This window comes from Enterococcus sp. AZ126, assembly GCF_051714545.1.
In the GTDB taxonomy this organism is placed as follows: Bacteria; Bacillota; Bacilli; order Lactobacillales; family Enterococcaceae; genus Enterococcus_L.
The window spans coordinates 1,055,297-1,073,565 of sequence record NZ_JBIOSB010000001.1 but is presented as its reverse complement, the minus strand read 5'-3'; the positions used below and the strand labels follow the sequence as shown (position 1 = coordinate 1,073,565).

12 protein-coding genes are annotated in these 18,269 nt (G+C 38.0%); 11 read left to right on the top strand and 1 reads right to left on the bottom strand.

Features of this window, described 5'->3' with window-relative positions; translation table 11 throughout:
* Positions 1-557: 557 nt before the first annotated feature.
* The 6 genes from IGI43_RS05215 (at position 558) to IGI43_RS05190 (ending at position 9,496) form a co-directional block, all read left to right on the top strand.
* Positions 558-6,857, top strand: coding sequence for an isopeptide-forming domain-containing fimbrial protein (locus IGI43_RS05215; RefSeq protein WP_438756765.1), 6,300 nt, complete (start codon positions 558-560; stop codon positions 6,855-6,857).
* A gap of 186 nt (positions 6,858-7,043) precedes the next feature.
* A complete protein-coding gene (locus IGI43_RS05210) occupies positions 7,044-7,472 on the top strand; it encodes a hypothetical protein (RefSeq protein ID WP_438756764.1) in 429 nt (142 codons plus the stop codon).
* 303 nt (positions 7,473-7,775) lie between these two features.
* Positions 7,776-8,084: a TIGR04197 family type VII secretion effector gene (locus IGI43_RS05205; RefSeq protein ID WP_438756763.1), complete on the top strand. Its 309-nt coding sequence runs from the start codon at positions 7,776-7,778 to the stop codon at positions 8,082-8,084.
* Complete coding sequence (locus tag IGI43_RS05200; RefSeq protein WP_438756762.1) at positions 8,081-8,452, top strand: DUF3958 family protein; 372 nt, start codon at positions 8,081-8,083, stop codon at positions 8,450-8,452. Before IGI43_RS05205 ends, IGI43_RS05200 begins: the two co-directional genes overlap by 4 nt.
* Positions 8,442-9,209: a hypothetical protein gene (locus IGI43_RS05195; protein WP_438756761.1), complete on the top strand. Its 768-nt coding sequence runs from the start codon at positions 8,442-8,444 to the stop codon at positions 9,207-9,209. Before IGI43_RS05200 ends, IGI43_RS05195 begins: the two co-directional genes overlap by 11 nt.
* A 158-nt stretch (positions 9,210-9,367) precedes the next feature.
* Complete coding sequence (locus IGI43_RS05190) at positions 9,368-9,496, top strand: hypothetical protein (RefSeq protein WP_438756760.1); 129 nt, start codon at positions 9,368-9,370, stop codon at positions 9,494-9,496.
* 61 nt (positions 9,497-9,557) lie between these two features.
* On the opposite strand, the gene IGI43_RS05185 is transcribed toward IGI43_RS05190, so the two are convergent.
* Positions 9,558-11,834, bottom strand: coding sequence for a family 10 glycosylhydrolase (locus IGI43_RS05185; protein WP_438756759.1), 2,277 nt, complete (start codon positions 11,832-11,834; stop codon positions 9,558-9,560).
* Between the two features lie 430 nt (positions 11,835-12,264).
* On the opposite strand from IGI43_RS05185, the gene IGI43_RS05180 reads away from it, so the two are divergent.
* The 5 genes from IGI43_RS05180 to IGI43_RS05160 all read left to right on the top strand — a co-directional run bounded on the left by IGI43_RS05180 (position 12,265) and on the right by IGI43_RS05160 (position 18,248).
* The gene (locus IGI43_RS05180; RefSeq protein ID WP_438758817.1) at positions 12,265-13,509 is read left to right on the top strand and encodes a PTS sugar transporter subunit IIC; all 1,245 of its coding nucleotides are present in this window, start codon (positions 12,265-12,267) and stop codon (positions 13,507-13,509) included.
* 535 nt (positions 13,510-14,044) lie between these two features.
* Positions 14,045-14,947, top strand: coding sequence for an N-acetylglucosamine kinase (locus tag IGI43_RS05175; RefSeq protein WP_438756758.1), 903 nt, complete (start codon positions 14,045-14,047; stop codon positions 14,945-14,947).
* The gene (locus IGI43_RS05170; protein ID WP_438756757.1) at positions 14,944-16,032 is read left to right on the top strand and encodes a DUF871 domain-containing protein; all 1,089 of its coding nucleotides are present in this window, start codon (positions 14,944-14,946) and stop codon (positions 16,030-16,032) included. Before IGI43_RS05175 ends, IGI43_RS05170 begins: the two co-directional genes overlap by 4 nt.
* A 37-nt stretch (positions 16,033-16,069) precedes the next feature.
* The gene (gene anmK, locus IGI43_RS05165; RefSeq protein WP_438756756.1) at positions 16,070-17,200 is read left to right on the top strand and encodes an anhydro-N-acetylmuramic acid kinase AnmK; all 1,131 of its coding nucleotides are present in this window, start codon (positions 16,070-16,072) and stop codon (positions 17,198-17,200) included.
* A 196-nt stretch (positions 17,201-17,396) separates the two neighbouring features.
* A complete protein-coding gene (locus IGI43_RS05160; protein ID WP_438756755.1) occupies positions 17,397-18,248 on the top strand; it encodes a MurR/RpiR family transcriptional regulator in 852 nt (283 codons plus the stop codon).
* The last annotated feature ends 21 nt before the right edge of the window (positions 18,249-18,269 follow it).

The window sequence follows — 18,269 nt, the reverse complement described above, 5'->3', positions numbered from 1 at the left end:
ACTCGTAGAACAGAAAAAAACGGCATTGAGCAGATGCCCAATACCGTCGACAATAGTCTAATCCCATATACACAACAACCAATCAGACCCAGAAAAAGCAAAGATTCCCTAGAAATCCCAACCTATTTTAGGTACAATAAAGAAGCTAGTACATGTTGCTAGCACTATTGGCAACTTGTTTGGACTTGCTCTTAAAGTCTTTACAAGGCTTCGATCGTAAGGTTGCCGCCGAACGATTGAAGTGCCAATTTTTATTTATCTTTTTAAATCCATTGACCTCAAACGATCAACGATCCTTATTTCTATCCTACACAATTTATTATACCGAAAGACACCACCTACCGCAACGAAATTCGGCATTTCCACTCATTAAATAACACCAAAAACAGCGCCCTTATATATAAGATAAAATAACAAAAAAACTTTTTCCTCTTCAACCAATATTCACCCAAAAAAGTCCGAATTCTAGCTATGAGAAAAAACTAATAGTTCAGCCCGATATTTTTGAATTATTTATTTAGCCATACTATAGTAAAAGTATAGGAGGTAAGATATAAATGAATAAAGTGCACAGAATTTCCCTGAATTATTTAGCCGTTTTAATGTTGGTGATTGCCAACTTGTTACCCGCCGTCAGTGTGTTTGCCGAAGGATTGACCAAACCAGATGAAAATACATTCGACTCAGAATCCTTATACATCAAAGCAGACACCAAGAAAAATGAAACGAACAACAAATTAATCGACGTAAACTACGAAGTAACCAACAAAAGCGATCAACCAATCGATCACGTAGTCCTGAAACAAAAGAACCAAAATGACTCACCAGTAAAATTCGACGCAACAACCCTAAAAAGCGACGACCAATTGGTGGCGCCCGACGATCAAACGATCCAGTTTGACCAAAAAGAAAATCAAGATGAGGGGACAGAACTAACCATCGCCACGATCCAACCTCATACCACTAAACATCTGACAATAAGTGCCGAGCAAACAGATGAATCAATCCATCAGTTTGCTGTTGAAATAAATCAGGCAGATGAAAAAGTGGGAGCTATCACCCTAACACTGCCAAAGAACGAACAAGAAACGAGCAGTACATCATTACAAGAAAAAGAAGCTGACACAGAAGTAGCAGAATCTCAATCAGAAGAGTCAACAACTGCTGCTGCACCAGAAGAATCAGCAGCAACGACTTCAGAAGAAAACAATCAAGCCGCGCCGAGAGCCCAAGCAATCGGACCAAGAATTGCGCCAACACCAGGCCGTGGCTTTGATAAGCCAATTTATAAAAGCATCCACAAAGGAGAATTATTTTCTACAGGAAATACCAACTTAACCCCTGTAAACGAAGCGACAGCGAGCGCTTTTTTGAATACCAGAACGCCAAGTAGCGGTCAAGCAGTCAATAATTTCCAATTAAAATTTGCGGATGTTGATGGCGACCCAACGACCTATAACTCAAGTAAAGCCTACATCGATTTAGATGGTGCCAAAGAAATTGCATGGGCAGGCTTATTTTGGAGTGCTTCCCGTTTTAAAGGTCCAGCAACTGCTACAAATATGACTGATGATGAAATCAGCGCACCCGTTCAATTAACCACGCCAAATGGAACTGTGACTCGCGTTGCACCGCAAAAATATACTCGAATCGACCAAGACAGTACCAATCCTGGGCAAGGATTTGGCTTTAATAATACTGGCTTTTCTAACTTTGCAGATGTGACATCGATTCTTCAAGGCGATAAAAGTGCGACTGGCGCATACACATTAGCAGATATTCCAATGACCGATTTTCTGCAAGGCAAATTTCAAAGTTTCAACTTTAGTGGTTGGAGTCTATTTGTTGTGACCAAAGACCAAGCCAAACAATCCCGTGCCTTCAATGTCTATTATGGTGCTAGAGGAAATAAAGCGGGAACCAACAATGAATTTGTCATGAAAGACTTTTTAACCTCTAAACAAGGAAAATTAAACCCAATCGTGACGTGGTTTACCGTTCAAGGAGACAAATTTTTCACAGGTGACAATGCCCAAATCCAAAATAGTGCAGGAACTTGGGTCAATATCACCAATACGATCAATCCATTCAATAACGTTATGAACGGAACCGTTTCAGACAACGATCAACACATGGTGGATAAATATCCGGGTCAATTTAATCCGGGCTTTCCCAACTTTTTAGATATCGATGTCGATCGTTTATCCTTACCAGAAGGGATCATCACAAACAGTCAGAAGCAAATCAACTTTAAAACAACCAGTAGCGGAGATGATTACTCAACCAACGCGATCGGTTTTTCAATCAATGCGGAAACACCCGAACTTGAAGTTACCAAAGAAATTATAAATCCAAAAGAAACGTATAAAATCGGGGATACCGTAACCTATCGTGTCCATCTCAAAAATACCAAAGAAAACACAGAAGCGGTCAATAGTCTTTCAAAAGATAAATTAGATAGCCGTCTAGATTATGTACCCGGCAGCTTATCCATCGTAAGTGGTCCAAATGCTGGCAATAAAACAGATGCCACAGGCGATGACCAAGGGGAATACACAGCAGTCGATCGTGCGATCACGTTTCGTGTAGGAGAGGGCGCCAACGGCACACAAGGCGGTAGCTACAAAGGAACGACCGCGGAAACAGTCTACGAATTTCAAGCAAAAATCAACGATACAGCCAAAGCAGAAGAACTGATTCCAAATAGTGCCACATTCCAAGGCGTAGATTCTGCCACAAATACGATGATCGAGAACACATCCAATATCGTAGAGGTAAAAATCGCCCCAGAAGAACTGGTCGGCAAACTAGAAAGCTCGAAAACAGTCAACACTCAATCGCCAAAAATCGGCGACGAAATAGAATACACGATTCAATTTAAAAACACCGTACCAAAGGGTATTTTAAATCAAGTGACCGTGACCGATACTTTACCAAAAGGGCTAACCTATATCGAAAACAGTGTCACAAGCACAGGGCCAGATCCTAAACCAACCACATTAACGGTTGTAAATGGTCAAGTAACCGCTGAATACCCGAAAATCGCCGATACAGAAACGCGCACCATTTCTTTTAAAGTTCGTGTCAATGAAGAAGCAGTAGTCGGACAACCGATCATCAATAAAGCAACGATCGATGATCACACGAATCCGCCCGATGAACCAGAAGTCCCAGTGACACCAATAGAAACACCGGGAGAATTAGAAAGTACCAAATCCGTCAACAACCAATCACCAAAAATTGGCGACGAAGTGGAATATCGTTTGTCTTTCCGTAATAAAATTCCGAATGGTGTCTTAAACCAAGTCACCGTGACAGATAATTTACCAAAAGGAATGACCTATGTAGAAGGTAGCCTAACCAGCGAAGGGGCTGACCCTCAACCAACAAGCTTAACTATGACGGACGGTAAAGTCGTTGCAGAATACCCAAAAATTCAAGATACAACAGTACGAACCATTGTCTTTAAAGTCAAAGTCAATGAAGAAGCTATTGTTGGGCAAAAAATTGTAAACAAGATAACTGTGGATGATCATGTCAACCCGCCCGATGAACCAGAAATTCCAGTAACACCTGTTGAAACACCTGGTCGCTTAGACGTCACAAAATCAGTCAATGATCAATCACCAAAAATTGGTGATGAGGTTGAATACCGGATTACCTTCAGAAATAAAATCACGAACGGTGTTTTAAACCAAATTACCGTAACGGATACTTTGCCCAAAGACGTAACCTACGTAGAAGGTAGCTTAACCAGTGAAGGAGACGATCCAAAGCCAACAAGCTTAACCATGGAAAACGGCCAATTGACTGCTGAATACGGTATGATCAATGACACTAAAGTCCGTTCGATCATTTTCAAAGTTAAGGTCAACGATGAAGCAAAAATTGGCGAAGCAATCGTCAATAAAGCCAAAATCGATGATCACACCAATCCGCCAGATGAACCAGAAGTGCCGATCGTGCCAGTCATCACACCAGGCGAATTGGAAAGTAGCAAATCAGTGAATAATCAAGCACCGAAAATCGGTGACGAAATCGAGTATCGCATCACGTTCCGTAATAAAATCACAAACGGTGTCCTAAACCAAGTCACCGTGACCGACACCTTACCAAAAGGCTTAACCTATGTAGACGGAAGTTTGACCAGTGAAGGTGCTGATCCACAACCTACAAACTTAACCATGGAAAATGGCCAACTTGTCGCTGAATATCCTGAAATCAAGGATACAACCATACGAACGATCATTTTCAAAGTCACCGTAAATGCGGAAGCGGTAGTCGGACAACCGATCGTCAATAAAGCGAAAATCGATGATCATACCAATCCGCCCGACGAACCAGAAGTGCCAGTCACACCCGTTGTAACACCGGGACAATTAGACGTAACGAAATCGGTCAATCATCAAGCACCAAAAATCGGGGATGAAATCGAATACCGTATTAGTTTCCGTAATAAAGTCACAAATGGTGTGATCAATCAAGTCACTGTGACCGACACCTTACCAAAAGGGTTGACCTATGTAGAAGGCAGTCTAACAAGTGAAGGCGCTGATCCGAAGCCAACGAGCTTGATCATGGAAAACGGCAAAATGACCGCTGAATACCCAAAAATCGACGACAATACCGTCCGCTCTGTTATGTTTAAAGTCCGTGTGAACGATGAAGCGGTAGTCGGACAACCAATCGTCAATAAAGCGATCATCGATGATCACACCAATCCACCAGATGAACCAGAAGTGCCCGTCACACCAGTCGAAACGCCCGGTGAATTAGAAAGCACTAAATCGGTTAATAACCAATCACCAAAAATCGGGGACGAAGTCGAATATCGTTTGTCTTTCCGTAATAAAATTCCGAATGGTGTCTTAAATCAAGTCACAGTGACCGATAATTTACCAAAAGGCATGACCTATGTAGAAGGCAGCTTAACTAGCGAAGGTGCTGATCCGCAGCCAACGAGTTTAACAATGACGAATGGCAAAGTCATTGCGGAATACCCGAAAATCCAAGACACAACAGTACGAACGATTGTCTTTAAAGTCAAAGTCAACGAAGAAGCCATCGTCAGGCAAAAAATCGTGAATAAAATCACCGTGGATGATCATGTCAATCCGCCAGATGAGCCTGAAATCCCAGTGGTCCCAGTTGAAACACCTGGACAATTGGACGTGACAAAATCAGTAAACGATCAAGCACCAAAAATCGGGGATGAAATTGAATACCGCATTACTTTCCGCAACAACGTTACAAATGGTGTCTTAAATCAAGTCACAGTCACAGATACCCTACCAAAAGGGGTAACGTACGTAGAAGGCAGTATGACAAGCGAAGGTGATGAGCCAAAACCAACAAGTTTAACGATGGAAAATTGCAAACTAGTCGCTGAATATCCCAAAATCAGTGACAACAAAATCCGTTCGATTGTCTTTAAAGTCAAAGTAAACGAAGAGGCAAAAGTCGGCGAACTAATCGTAAACAAAGCCAAGATCGACGATCATACGAATCCACCAAATGAACCAGAAGTACCTGTAAGACCAGTCGAAACACCAGGCGAACTAGAAAGTACAAAAACGGTGAACAATCAAGCACCAAAAATCGGGGATGAAATCGAATATCGAATCAATTTCAACAATAAAATTCCAAATGGTGTCTTAAACCAAGTCACAGTCACAGATACTCTACCAAAAGGGATAATGTACGTAGAAGGCAGCTTAACCAGTGAAGGCGATGATCCCAAACCAACAAGCTTAACCATGGAAAATGGTCAGTTGGTCGCAGAATACCCGAAAATCATCGACACTAAAATTCGTTCGATCGTATTCAAAGTGATCGTCAACGAAGAAGCTGTTATCGGACAGCCAATCATCAATAAAGCCAAAATCGATGATCATACAAATCCGCCCGATGAACCAGAAGTCCCAGCGATACCAGTAGAAACACTGGGAGAGCTGGAAAGTACGAAAACAGTCAATAACCAAGCACCAAAAATTGATGAAGAGATCGAATACCGTATCACGTTCCGTAACAAAATTTCGAAAGGGACTTTAAACCAAGTTACCGTAACCGATGTTTTACCAAAAGAGGTAACCTATGTGGATGATAGTTTAACTAGCGAAGGGGACGATCCGAAACCAACAAATTTAACGATGGAAAATGGCAAACTAATCGCAGAATATCCCAAAATCAGCGACACCAAAATCCGTTCGATCATATTCAAAGTTAAAATCAACAAAGAAGCCGTCTCTGGACAAGCAATCATCAATAAAGCGAAAATCGATGATCATACAAATCCGCCAGACGAACCAGAAGTCCCGGTCACACCAAAACAACCTGTAGGAAAACTAGAAAGCGAGAAAACAGTCAATAAAAAGACAGTTAAAATCGGTGAAGAAGTTGAATACCGTATCAGTTTCCGCAATACAATAGAAAATAGCCTGTTGAATCAAGTAACAGTCACCGATGATCTACCAAAAGAATTGACTTATGTAGAAAATAGTCTAAAAAATGAAGGTGATGATCCCAAACCAACAAGTTTGACCGTAAAAAATGGAAAAGTGATCGCTGAATACTCAACAATCAGTGACACGAAAATTCGTACAATCATTTTTAAAGCTAAAATCAATAAAGAAGCCGTTACAGGCCAACAAATCAAGAATATAGCGATCGTTGATGACCACATCGTTCCGCCAGATAAACCCGAAGTTCCTGTAGTGCCTGAAAAGGAAGTTCCGATAAAACGAGATTTTCCAAAGGCGGGAGAAGCATTATCGAATTCAGCCGTATTTATTGGATTGGCCATGTTAGTGATAGTTATGTTGAGAAAGTTAGAACAAAGAAAAAAAGATAAACATTAACTATTGTCATTAACTTGATGAAAAAGTAGCAGAGAAGAGCTTAGTATTAAGTTTTTCCCTACTACTTTTTTCAGTAAATAAGGATAATTCATAGAAGGGTAAGTGTGTCAATAATTTCGTTCTTTTTCTATCTACTCAAAAATGATACGATAAAAGGGGTAAAATAATGTAAAAAGGGAGAATAAAATGGAGTTGGGAAAATTACATTCCGATACCTATCGTAGAGGAATCAAGCTGGGATTATTTTTTATACTACCAGCAGTAATTTGTTTTGGACTAATTATTTTTGCAGATGTTGGTCGACTTGGCATGCAAATAGGGTTAATTGGTGGAATATTCTATACAGTATTAGCAATCATTGAATTTGTTTTTAGAAAAGATGGATTGTATTTGTATGAAAATGGCTTAGCACTAGTTCATTTTAATAAAAAGCAGGTACTAATGTATGCAGATATCCGCTATTTTACGATTGCCAGTACAAGTATTATCTCCTTTCGGAAGTCACCACATATTGTGATTCGTCTAAAAAACGAAAAAATAATCAAAGGTTTTTTTGAAATGAATCAGTTTTCAGTAAATGAACTGTCAAATAAAGTGATCTATTTGCAATCATAAGAAATGAAAAAAATTGTCGTGAAATAGCGGTAGTTTTTTGTTTAAAAGTAAAAAAAGTTTGATATTTTCGTCTCAAAGTAAAATTTAAACTTTAGTTAATTGGTAGCGTACTTAATTTTGATTATACTTTTTATTTATATACACAGAAATTCTTTTTAATTAATTTTTTTATTTCCAAATTCGCAAATTTTTTACTTCATAAAGAAAATTATGATAACTATAAGATGAATAAATATGTCAAAATAGAATCTTAAGGAGTTTAAAGTTATAAGAATGTAAACATAAGGAAAAGGGGTTTATAAAATGACAAGAATCAAAAGCAGTCTATCCGTGGCAGAGAGTATTTCGGCGCAGTTTAGTCAGGCAGCAAGTGGTTTTTTATCCGTAAATCAAACCAGCAAAGCCGAACGCACGACTGTAAATGGCAATAACAATGCCAAAAACAGCCTAACGAATCTTCATAGTCGAGGACAACGGATCTCAAATGCAATCACTCGAGATGGCAATGCAATCCATTCCGTAGCCAAAGAATTTAGTCTGATCGACCAAAAAATCAAAAAAGACTTTGAGTTACCACTATTTTCTCCCTCACTTGGAAGAATCAAACGATGAGTGTAGAATCAAAAGAATTGAAAATCAATCAACAACTTCAACAAATAAATCATGAGCAAGATGATAAATCTCGTGAGATTCGTGAATTAGAAGAATTGGAAGCGGATTATTTTTCGATCCACCATCAAGAGCAACGCTATTATCAAGAATTGATTGGGAATAATCAGGGATCGCACTATGTCGGACAGTTTATGGAATTAGAAGAAGAAGCCAATCGGTTACACCAATATGACCGCCAACGTTTAGAAGAGATAGCCGAACGTTTAGTCAGTGAAGAAGTCCAATTACAAAATAAAGAAGAAGAGCTATATCATGCACGCAAGCAATTATTTGTGGAAGAAGTGGAGGACACTTCTTATGGCTATTGACTTTTATGTAGGTGAAGTAAAAGCCCAAAGCGCCGCTGCTAAGCAAATGGCAACTGAATATACTCAGTTTTGCGGCACGCTAAAAGATAGCGTGAATGCCTTTATGAATGCGCCGCTTTCTAGTAAAACGTATGATTCAGCGAAACTTTATTTCTCAGTAGTTTATCCATCTTTGGCAAGTGGATTTATACTAGCATGTGAGGCTCTAGTTGAAGCGCATGATCAATTTCCTGAAGAATTTCAGTCATCTGTAGACACTTGTGATGTGATCGAAGAACAAGTAAAAGCGGAGATCGCCCAAGGACAAGCGCTGTTGCAAAATATGGCACGCACGATGGATAAAGAAAAAGAACGCAATCCACGAATGGAACAACGTTATCTGGGCGTACAAAGCACGATTCAAAAGAATGAAGAAAAACTGCAGAAATTGTATGAGTTTAATGCAAGTTCACCCAGTTTATTTGCGGAATTTGAAGCACAATTAGCTAATTTTGATGTAGGATTGGCGGAAGTAGAAAGAGGTGCGGCTTGGAATCCAGCTGTAGGAACATTTGAGTTGTCACGGATGAATTTGTCTTGGACAAAGCCGATAGATAGGGCTTGGGATAAACGACAGAAGAAATTTGATACGATTAGAAAGGCAGAGATGCAAAAAGAAATCGTTGATTTATCTCCTAACGAACGTGTTGCAAAAGTTAGTGAAAAAGCAGATGAAGTTGCAAACGAAGATGGAGAGCATCATTCCTTCGAGACATAACATGGACGAATTGAAAAGGGTACTAGGCAAAGAAAACATCAGGAAGAAACAGAGTTAGATCATACGAAACCGGCAGATAAAATCAGAGGGATATGATATTCGTGTTAAGTAATAAAATAGCAAACATCAAACAAAAATATTATGATAGATTATATTTAATGGATAATTTTAGAGTGGTTTCCGATTTAGTGTTCTCAGATGATGTTACTTTATTTGGTCCAGTCGTGACATACTTTGATTTAGCTTTCCGTGATATGATCGAAGAAATTCATTTGAAAAAATCATGAAAATAAAACCACAGAGTCCAAAGCTCATACATCGAGCTGGACCCTGTGGTTTTATTTTCTATTAACGATAACGTAAGAAGACATATCTTCCAATCATGACTAACAGTAAAACACCGATTATACTAACGGAATAAGAAACAAATTCTCCTGCGGAAGGAAGATTGCTTTTCCCAACTGGTTTTACCGTGGAATCTGTCGCTTTTGTTTCATGTGTCGTACTGCTAGATTCTATTGAGCTGTCTTGTGAAGAGTCAGAAGAATTGATTGTTTCACTTTCACTAGTAGTCGTAGACGTGCTGGATTCATAAACGTATGTTACGGTTTGTGGTTGATCCGTAAATGTCCCCGTACTATTTGTAGGTCGCTCAAGTAATTTATACCCTTCAAATTCTTTTTCTTCAGTTGTAAAAGCTTCTCCAATAGCGCCTTCAAGTACAACGTTTTCGCTTAGTGACTGCTGGTCTTTTGTTTGATAGATGACCGTAACAGATTTGCCTGGCGTTTCAAGTGCATCCTCTACTTGTGTTGGTTCAGATTCGACTCCAGCTGCATCAATAGCGGTTACAACATACTTCGTCTCAGCAGATTCATTTCTTGCAGTCTGCGAATCAATGTATGAGAATATTGTTTTTTCTTGGTCTTTCCAAATTCGTTTGACGATGTTATTGGGATCCTCAATGATTTCATTTTTTGGACCTGTACCTTTGTAAAGAACGAAATAACGAGTGCTATTTTCTCGTGTATCTTGCCAAGAAAGCGTCGTACCAGAATTTTCAGAAACCTGACTTAATGAGAGCGGTGCGTGAATCGGTTGTTGACTTAACCATGGTTTTTCTGGAATCAAAGTTGGCGTGTTAAAATACTCAGATTTCAATAAGTCAATTGCATCATTTTTAGCTTGATGACGTTCTTTTAAAGTAGGATCTAGACTATTGATATTTGAAGGAAGAATATCATTATAACTAAACAACGTGCTTCCTTTGATATTTGCATATTGTTGATTAAATTTCATTTGATTAGGAATTTCTTCAGGATTCAGCCAAGAAGCGTCCCAGCCGCCGTTACTGACATGTTTATAGTTTGCGTGACCAATATAGACTTGCGTATTTGTCCCTTCAGCTACATTATCCCACCAACGTGTCAACTCACCATAAGGCGCAGCGGCCTGATCAAAACTCCAATATATTTGAGGGGTAACATAATCGATCAATCCCTCTTTCATCCACTTATAAGTATCAGCAAAAATACTATTAGAATAGGATTTTGAAGAACCCAATGGTGTATTAGAGCCACGAGGATCAATCGCTTTGTGCTCCCAAATACCGAAAGGACTGATGCCAAATTGAACGGCTTTTTGATGTTCTTGATTGTGTGTGTCCAGCATTGATTTTATGCCGCTGACTAAATTAGTAATGTTGTCTCGGCGCCATTCTTCAATATCAGTATAGCCAGAGCCGTATATTTTAAACGTTGCTTCGTCTTCGTTGTTCATCCCAAAATAGTTCGTTTCAGATAGACGATAAGGATAAAAATAGTCATCAAAGTGAATCGCATCAATATCATAATTTTCGACCACTTCTTTCATAGAAGCGATAACGTATGCTTGAACCTCAGGAATGCCTGGATTTAAAAAGAATTTTTCATCAAACATTAAAACATGTTCAGGATGTTTTACAGCATAATTAGTCGAGTCTAAAATTCCAGCATCAGAAAAAGCTTTGATTTGTTCTGGAATCGACAAGTCTAGCATTTGTTCTTTGGAAAGTTTGGTCTTATCTAACACACTTTGGGCAGAATATTTTGTGTTTGATACCCGATAAGGATTAAACCACGCGTGGTATTCCATACCAGCTTGGTGTGTGACATCCACCATCCAAGCTAGAGGATCATACCCTGGATCTTTGCCTTGAGTACCACTTAGAAATTCGGACCACGGATTTAATTCAGAGGGATACCAAGCATCTAACAATGGACGAACTTGAAAAATCATAGCATTCATATTCCATTCTTCGAACGTTCCGAGTGTTTTTAAATAATTTTCCTTAAATTCTGATTCTGATGCTGATTTTGCCATATTCAAGTTACTGATTGTTGCAACCCAAGCACTTTGAAATTGACTTTTGGGTTGTTTGTATTCTGTTGGAATGGTGACTATTTCGTTAGAACCATTATAAAAATGAACAGGTTGCTCAGAATTATAACCAAGACGACCATCAATTCCTTGTTCAAATTTAAACAGTGTTTGGTTTTGAGCTAAACCAGTCGATGGACGTAAAAACAAGCTAATGAAACATAACCCCAATAAAAATAAAAGTACAAATCTCTTTTTCATCATCATGAAACAAAACTCCTCCTTCAAAATAAAACGTTATCATTTTATAAATAGTAATATATCATTAAAGAAATATTATTTCAAACTGAAATAATTTTTATCGTAATTTAATTTCACTTTCTTTTCTGAGTTGAATGAAATTTTATTTCTTTTTTTAATAAAAAATGTTGAAAAAAAAGTTCTTTAGTTGTATTATAAGAATGTCAAAGAGAGATGCTTTTTTTCTTAATGACATTTTGATGTATAAATAATACGAAAATAGGATATCGGGGGAGGATTTAAAAGGAGAACGCAATAAAATGATTAAAGTTATAACATCAAAGATGCACTTATTTTCTTATTTTTTGAAAGCGGTTAAAATTATGAATGTAAAATTAGGAGATGAAAAACAGTGAAAAAGTTTACCGAATTTATTGAAGAACATCTAGCTGGACCAATGGCAAAATTAGCAAATCAATGCCATTTACGAGCGATCAGAGATGGGATTATAGCAACATTACCATTGATTATTATTGGATCATTTTTCTTGATCATCGCTTTTCCGCCACTTCCAGCTGATTGGGGTATAACAGAGTTTTTAACATCAAATGCTGCAACTATTTTGATGCCATACCGTATGACAATGTACATTATGACACTTTACGCAACATTTGGAATTGGGGCAAGTTTATCGAAAACATATAATTTAGATGTCATTTCAGGCGGTATTTTATCGACGATTGCATTTTTATTAACGTTTGTTCCTGTCAACATTCCAGTGGAAGCGCTTGATGCTGCTGGAACTGCAGGATTTGTGTTGCCGATGGCCAATTTAGGCGGTGGTGGAATGTTTGTTGGAATCATCACTTCGATTCTAGCAGTTGAAATCTATCGTATTACAGATAAATCAAAATTTAAAATTACGATGCCAGATCAAGTACCGCCAGCAGTTGCTAGATCGTTTGAAACATTAACACCAACCTTGATTGTTATTTTAGGAATATCTACGCTGACTTATTTTATCGGTTTTGACTGGCATTCAACTGTTTCTAAAGTTGTAAGCCCGCTAGTTAGTGCTGCAGATAGTTTACCAAGTATGTTGTTATTGATTTTCTTAGTTACATTCTTTTGGTCATTCGGGATTCACGGAGTTTCGATCGTGGGTTCATTAGCACGACCATTGTGGTTACAATTATTAGACGGAAATACAGCGGCGATGGCAGCTGGAAAAGAATTACCAAATATTGCGGCAGAACCGTTTTATCAATGGTTCATTTGGATTGGTGGTTCAGGCTGTACAATTGGTTTAGCTCTTTTGTTAGCGTTTAGCACAAAATCTCAATTTGCTTCAAAATTAGGAAAAGCGACATTGGCACCAGCAATATTCAATATCAATGAACCACTTATTTTTGGTACACCAATCGTCTTGAATCCGATCTTGATCATTCCATTTATTTTAACACCAATGGTTACAGGAACGATTGCATGGTTTGCTACACAATTTGGTTTAGTGAATCGCGTTATTTTTACTGCTCCATGGACACTGCCTGGTCCAATCGGTGCGTATCTAGCAACTGGAGGAGATTGGAGAGCAGCTGTTTTAAATATTCTTTTAATTATTATTTCAGTGTTCATCTACTATCCATTTGTAAAAATTTATGACAACAATGAATTGGAAAAAGAAAATCTAGTTGTAGAATAAAAGGTAAGGTGATAACGATGATGAAAATTCAATTTTTATTGATTAGCATACTATTTCTTCTAGCAGGTATAGCCTTGACTCATTATTTGAAAAAAAAGTGTTTATTACCAAATCGTTGGATAATTGGGTTATTGGTGTTTTTAGTTATTTTAATTCCACTGTTACTGCTCCCAAACCTTTCGCCGGCAATCAAACAAGGCCTCTATTTAGTTAGTGGCGTTTTATCCGTTATATTTTTTGAAAGTAGTCGGCTACAGTTAGAGAAAAGAAATCAGCCAAAGTAGGGATTTGAATAAACCCTTTATTTTGTAGAAGTTGGGACAGAAGTCTTTCACTCCGAGAAATAAGAAGACATTGCTTCTGCTCTCACCGTTTATTCGGATTTCTTAAGGCTAGGGTATAACTCGTCGAGTTATGTCCTAGCCTCAATTTATGTAAGATGAATGACAATATCGAGGATGGATACTTGCTATTAATTTTATTAAATAGACAAAGTAACCAAGACGCAAACCTAAAGAAAGTAGCGAATTAAATCATGAAGTATATTATTGGTATCGACAGTGGTGGTACAAAAACAGAAGCAATTGTTTATGATTTAGCGGGGAATGAACTGCAACAAACCATTACAGGTTTTGGTAATATGTTGGTTGATTATAATGAAGGACTTTCCAATATAAAATCAGCAGTTCAAACCATATTCGATTCTCGTAAGCCCGAAGATTGCCAAGTATTAGTATTAGGTTTGGCCGGGATCGATAGTGGAGATTTACGAGATATCTTAACAAAAGAATTAGCTGAATTTAATATTCCTATCGTTTTATTGAATGACGGCCAATTGGCTCATTATGCGATGCTTAAGGGAGAATCAGGAGTGTTAGTCATTGCTGGCACTGGTTCGGTTTGTCTGGGCATGAAAATGAGCGAATGGTATCGAGTTGGTGGCTGGGGTCATTTATTTGGAGATGAAGGAAGCGCATATTATATCGGAAAACGTGCAATACAACAAGCACTCTCAGAATATGATTTAGGAAGCCAATATAGCATACTCACACAAGAATTATTTGCCTATTTTCAGGTTTCTACAGTTCTTGAATTAGTTAAAAAAGCGTATCAAGCAAAAAAAGACGAAATTGCTGGATTAGCCCAAATGGTTAGTGAATTATCGGAAAAAGAGTCGATAGCTGCGACTATTTTAACAGAAGCTGGAACGCAGCTTGCGCTAGAAGTAGAAAAAGTTGTAACGAAAATGCACGTAAACAATCAACCAGTCAATATTGCGTTGAACGGTAGTGTTATTGAAAAAAACGAAGTTGTACGGCGCTCTTTTTTCTCTTATTTGAGGCATTGTTCATTTGAGGAACAAATTGTAGAAAAAGAACATTCAAGTGCAAAAGGAGCATATTATTTTTATAAAAAGAATGGAGAGTCAAACCAATGAGAAGATTAGGTATTTCAGTATATCCAAACCATAGCAGTGTGGAAGAGATCAAGGAGTATATGACATTAGCGGCAAAATATAATTTTAAAAGAGTCTTTACTTGCCTGCTATCTGTTGAAGAGGGAAAAGAAAAGATCGTAAAAGATTTTACCGAAACTATTACATTTGCAAAGTCATTAGGAATGGAAGTCATAGCAGACGTTAGCCCAAAAGTCTTTGGTGAGTTAGAAATTAGTTATAATGACTTATCTTTTTTCAAAGAAATTGGCGCAGATGGGATTCGTTTAGACTTAGGGTTTACTGGAAATGAAGAATCGATTATGACATTTAATCCGCAAGATTTAGCGATAGAATTAAACATTAGCTCTGGAACACGTTATTTAGAAAATATTTTGAGTTATCAGGCAAATCCAGATAAGTTATTAGGCTGTCATAATTTTTATCCACATCGTTACACAGGATTAAGTTACGATCATTTTATCGAAACAACAAAAGTTTACAAAGAGAATGGCATCCATACAGCAGCTTTTGTAAGTTCACCATCCGCTTCTATTGGACCTTGGCCAGTTGAAGAAGGATTGTGTACGTTAGAAATGCATCGCGAGTGGCCGATAACAACACAAGCCAAACATTTATGGGCCACTGATTTGATTGATGACGTGATCATTGCAAATTCATTCGCAACAGAAGAAGAATTAAAGGCATTGAGTAACATCGATCCATACAAATTAACCTTTGACTGCACAATTGAAGAAGCAACGCCAGAACTGGAAAGAACGATTATTTTAGAGGAGTTTCACTTTAACCGTGGAGACATTTCTGATTACGTTGTTCGTTCAACACAAAGTCGGGTAAAATACAAAGGACACAAATTTGAACCTTTTAACACGGCAGACATGACGGTTGGAGATATTATTGTAGAGACGTCACTATATGCTCATTACGCAGGAGAGCTGCAAATCGCACTATTGCCAATGCAAAATTCAGGAAAAACCAATGTTGTTGGGAAAATTACTGAAGCAGATCGAATTTTACTACCTTATTTACGACCATGGCAAAAATTTGCTTTCAACGAAGTCAAATAAGTTTCAGGAGAAATAAAGACAAGAAGGAGGAATTACTATGGTATACGCAGTAGGATTAATGTCTGGTACATCTTTAGATGGTATCGATGCAGCGTTAGTCGATATTTCAGGCAAAGACGAAAAAACGTCGGTAACGTTGATTGATTTTGTAACGATCCCTTTAGCAAAAAAGACGTTGAGTAGGATTCGAGAATCGCTTTCACTTGAGTCCTCCAATGTAGAAAAAATTTGTTCATTGAATGTTGAATTAGGAGAAGCATTTGCACAAGCCGTTTTAGCAATTTGTAAAAAAGCAGGTATTTCTTCTGATGAGTTAGCTTTTGTCGGCAGTCATGGCCAAACAATTTTTCATATTCCATTTGCTAGAGAAGAATTTTCAGCATCGACGCTCCAAATTGGTGATCCAGCAGTGATTTGTGAGCGGACAAAAACAACAGTGGTATCGAATTTTAGAGAACGGGATATGGCTGTTGGTGGACAAGGTGCGCCGATTGTTCCATATTCTGAATATGTTATTTATCGAAGTGAGGATACAACGCGTATTTTACAAAATATTGGTGGTATTGGTAATTTAACGGTAATTCCAAAGAATAGTAAATTAGAAGACATGGTGGCATTCGATACTGGGCCAGGAAATGTTATTATGAACGAAATATGTTTACACTTTTTTGACGAAGAATATGATAAAAATGGTGCATATGCTAAACAAGGAACGGTTGATCCAGCGCTATTAGCTGAGATGATGGCACATCCGTACATCAAAAAACCATATCCAAAAACAACGGGTCGTGAAGAATTTGGCAAACAGTATACACAAATGTTGATTGAAAATTGGGCCATAGACCCCAAAAATCTGTTGGCAACGGCGACGATGTTTACAGCTAAGTCGATTGCTATTGCAGTAAAACCATTTATTCAAGGCAAAACAGAGCTGATCATCGGAGGCGGTGGCAGCTATAATCAAACCTTGACCTCGATGATCAAAGCTGAACTGCCAGACGTTCAAGTGATGATCCAAGAAGATATTGGTTATTCATCTGAAGCGAAAGAAGCAATCGCAATGGTGATTTTAGCCAATCAGACAGTGCAACACGGTACGGGCAATGTTCCAAGTGCGACTGGAGCAAAAAAATCTGTTCCACTGGGAAGTATTACGTATTACGAATAACGAGTATACATTTTATTGTTTTAACACATTAAAAGTATCTATAGGTATTTGAAAATTGAGTAGAGAATGGTATTATGATTATAGAAAACAGTACTTTACTCTACAAAATGACTACTTTTGACTACTCTTTTGGGTACGTTTATCTTTATGTGATTTGTTTAAGAGTAGTGGGAAATAAAAAAATGGAGATGAAACAATGAGCGGAGAAAATATTCAAGGAAGAATTATAAGTATATTGGATCTGCTACCAAATTCTGAGCGGAAGATCGGTCAAGTTATTTTGGATAACCCTTCAATAGTAATTGAAATGACAGCATCAGAGCTGTCGACCTATGCAGGTACAAGTCCGGCAACGGTGATTCGTTTTTGTAAAAGGATAGATGTGCAAAGTTTCACACAATTAAAAGTTCGTTTATCAGCTGAAATCGAAGTACCTGTTCATGAAGGATACTCAGATATTACCGCAAACGAATCAGTGGATGAGATCAAGAAAAAACTATTAGGCAATGCTTACCAATCTATGCAAGAGACAGTTGCTCTACTCAACAATCAACGAGTTGAAACGATCGTAGATGTGCTAGTTGCAGCACCGATTATTTATGTGTTTGGTATCGGAGCCTCATATCTAGTAGCAGAAAATATTGCACAAAAATGGAATCGAATCGGTAAAACAGTTGTCTGTGTACAGGATTCCCATGTTTTAGTAACGATCTTAGTATCTGCACCGAAAGAGGCGGTATTTTTCTGTATCTCTCATTCAGGTGAAACGAAAGAAGTGTTGAGGTTACTTGATGTAGCGCAAAAGCACCAATTAAAAACGATTGGGCTCTCACAATTTGGCAATAATACACTGACCAACAAAGCCGAATATACGCTGCAAACTGTTCGTTCGAATGAAGCCGTGCTAAGAAGTGCAGCAACTACCTCATTACATGATCAGTTTATCGTGGTAGATGTTTTATTCTATGCCTATGCCTCCAGAAACTTTGATCAAACCATCGAAAAAATCCAGGAGTCAAAAGCTGAAGTGAAGAAATATGAAAATTAAAAGAGGCATGAAAAATTGGAT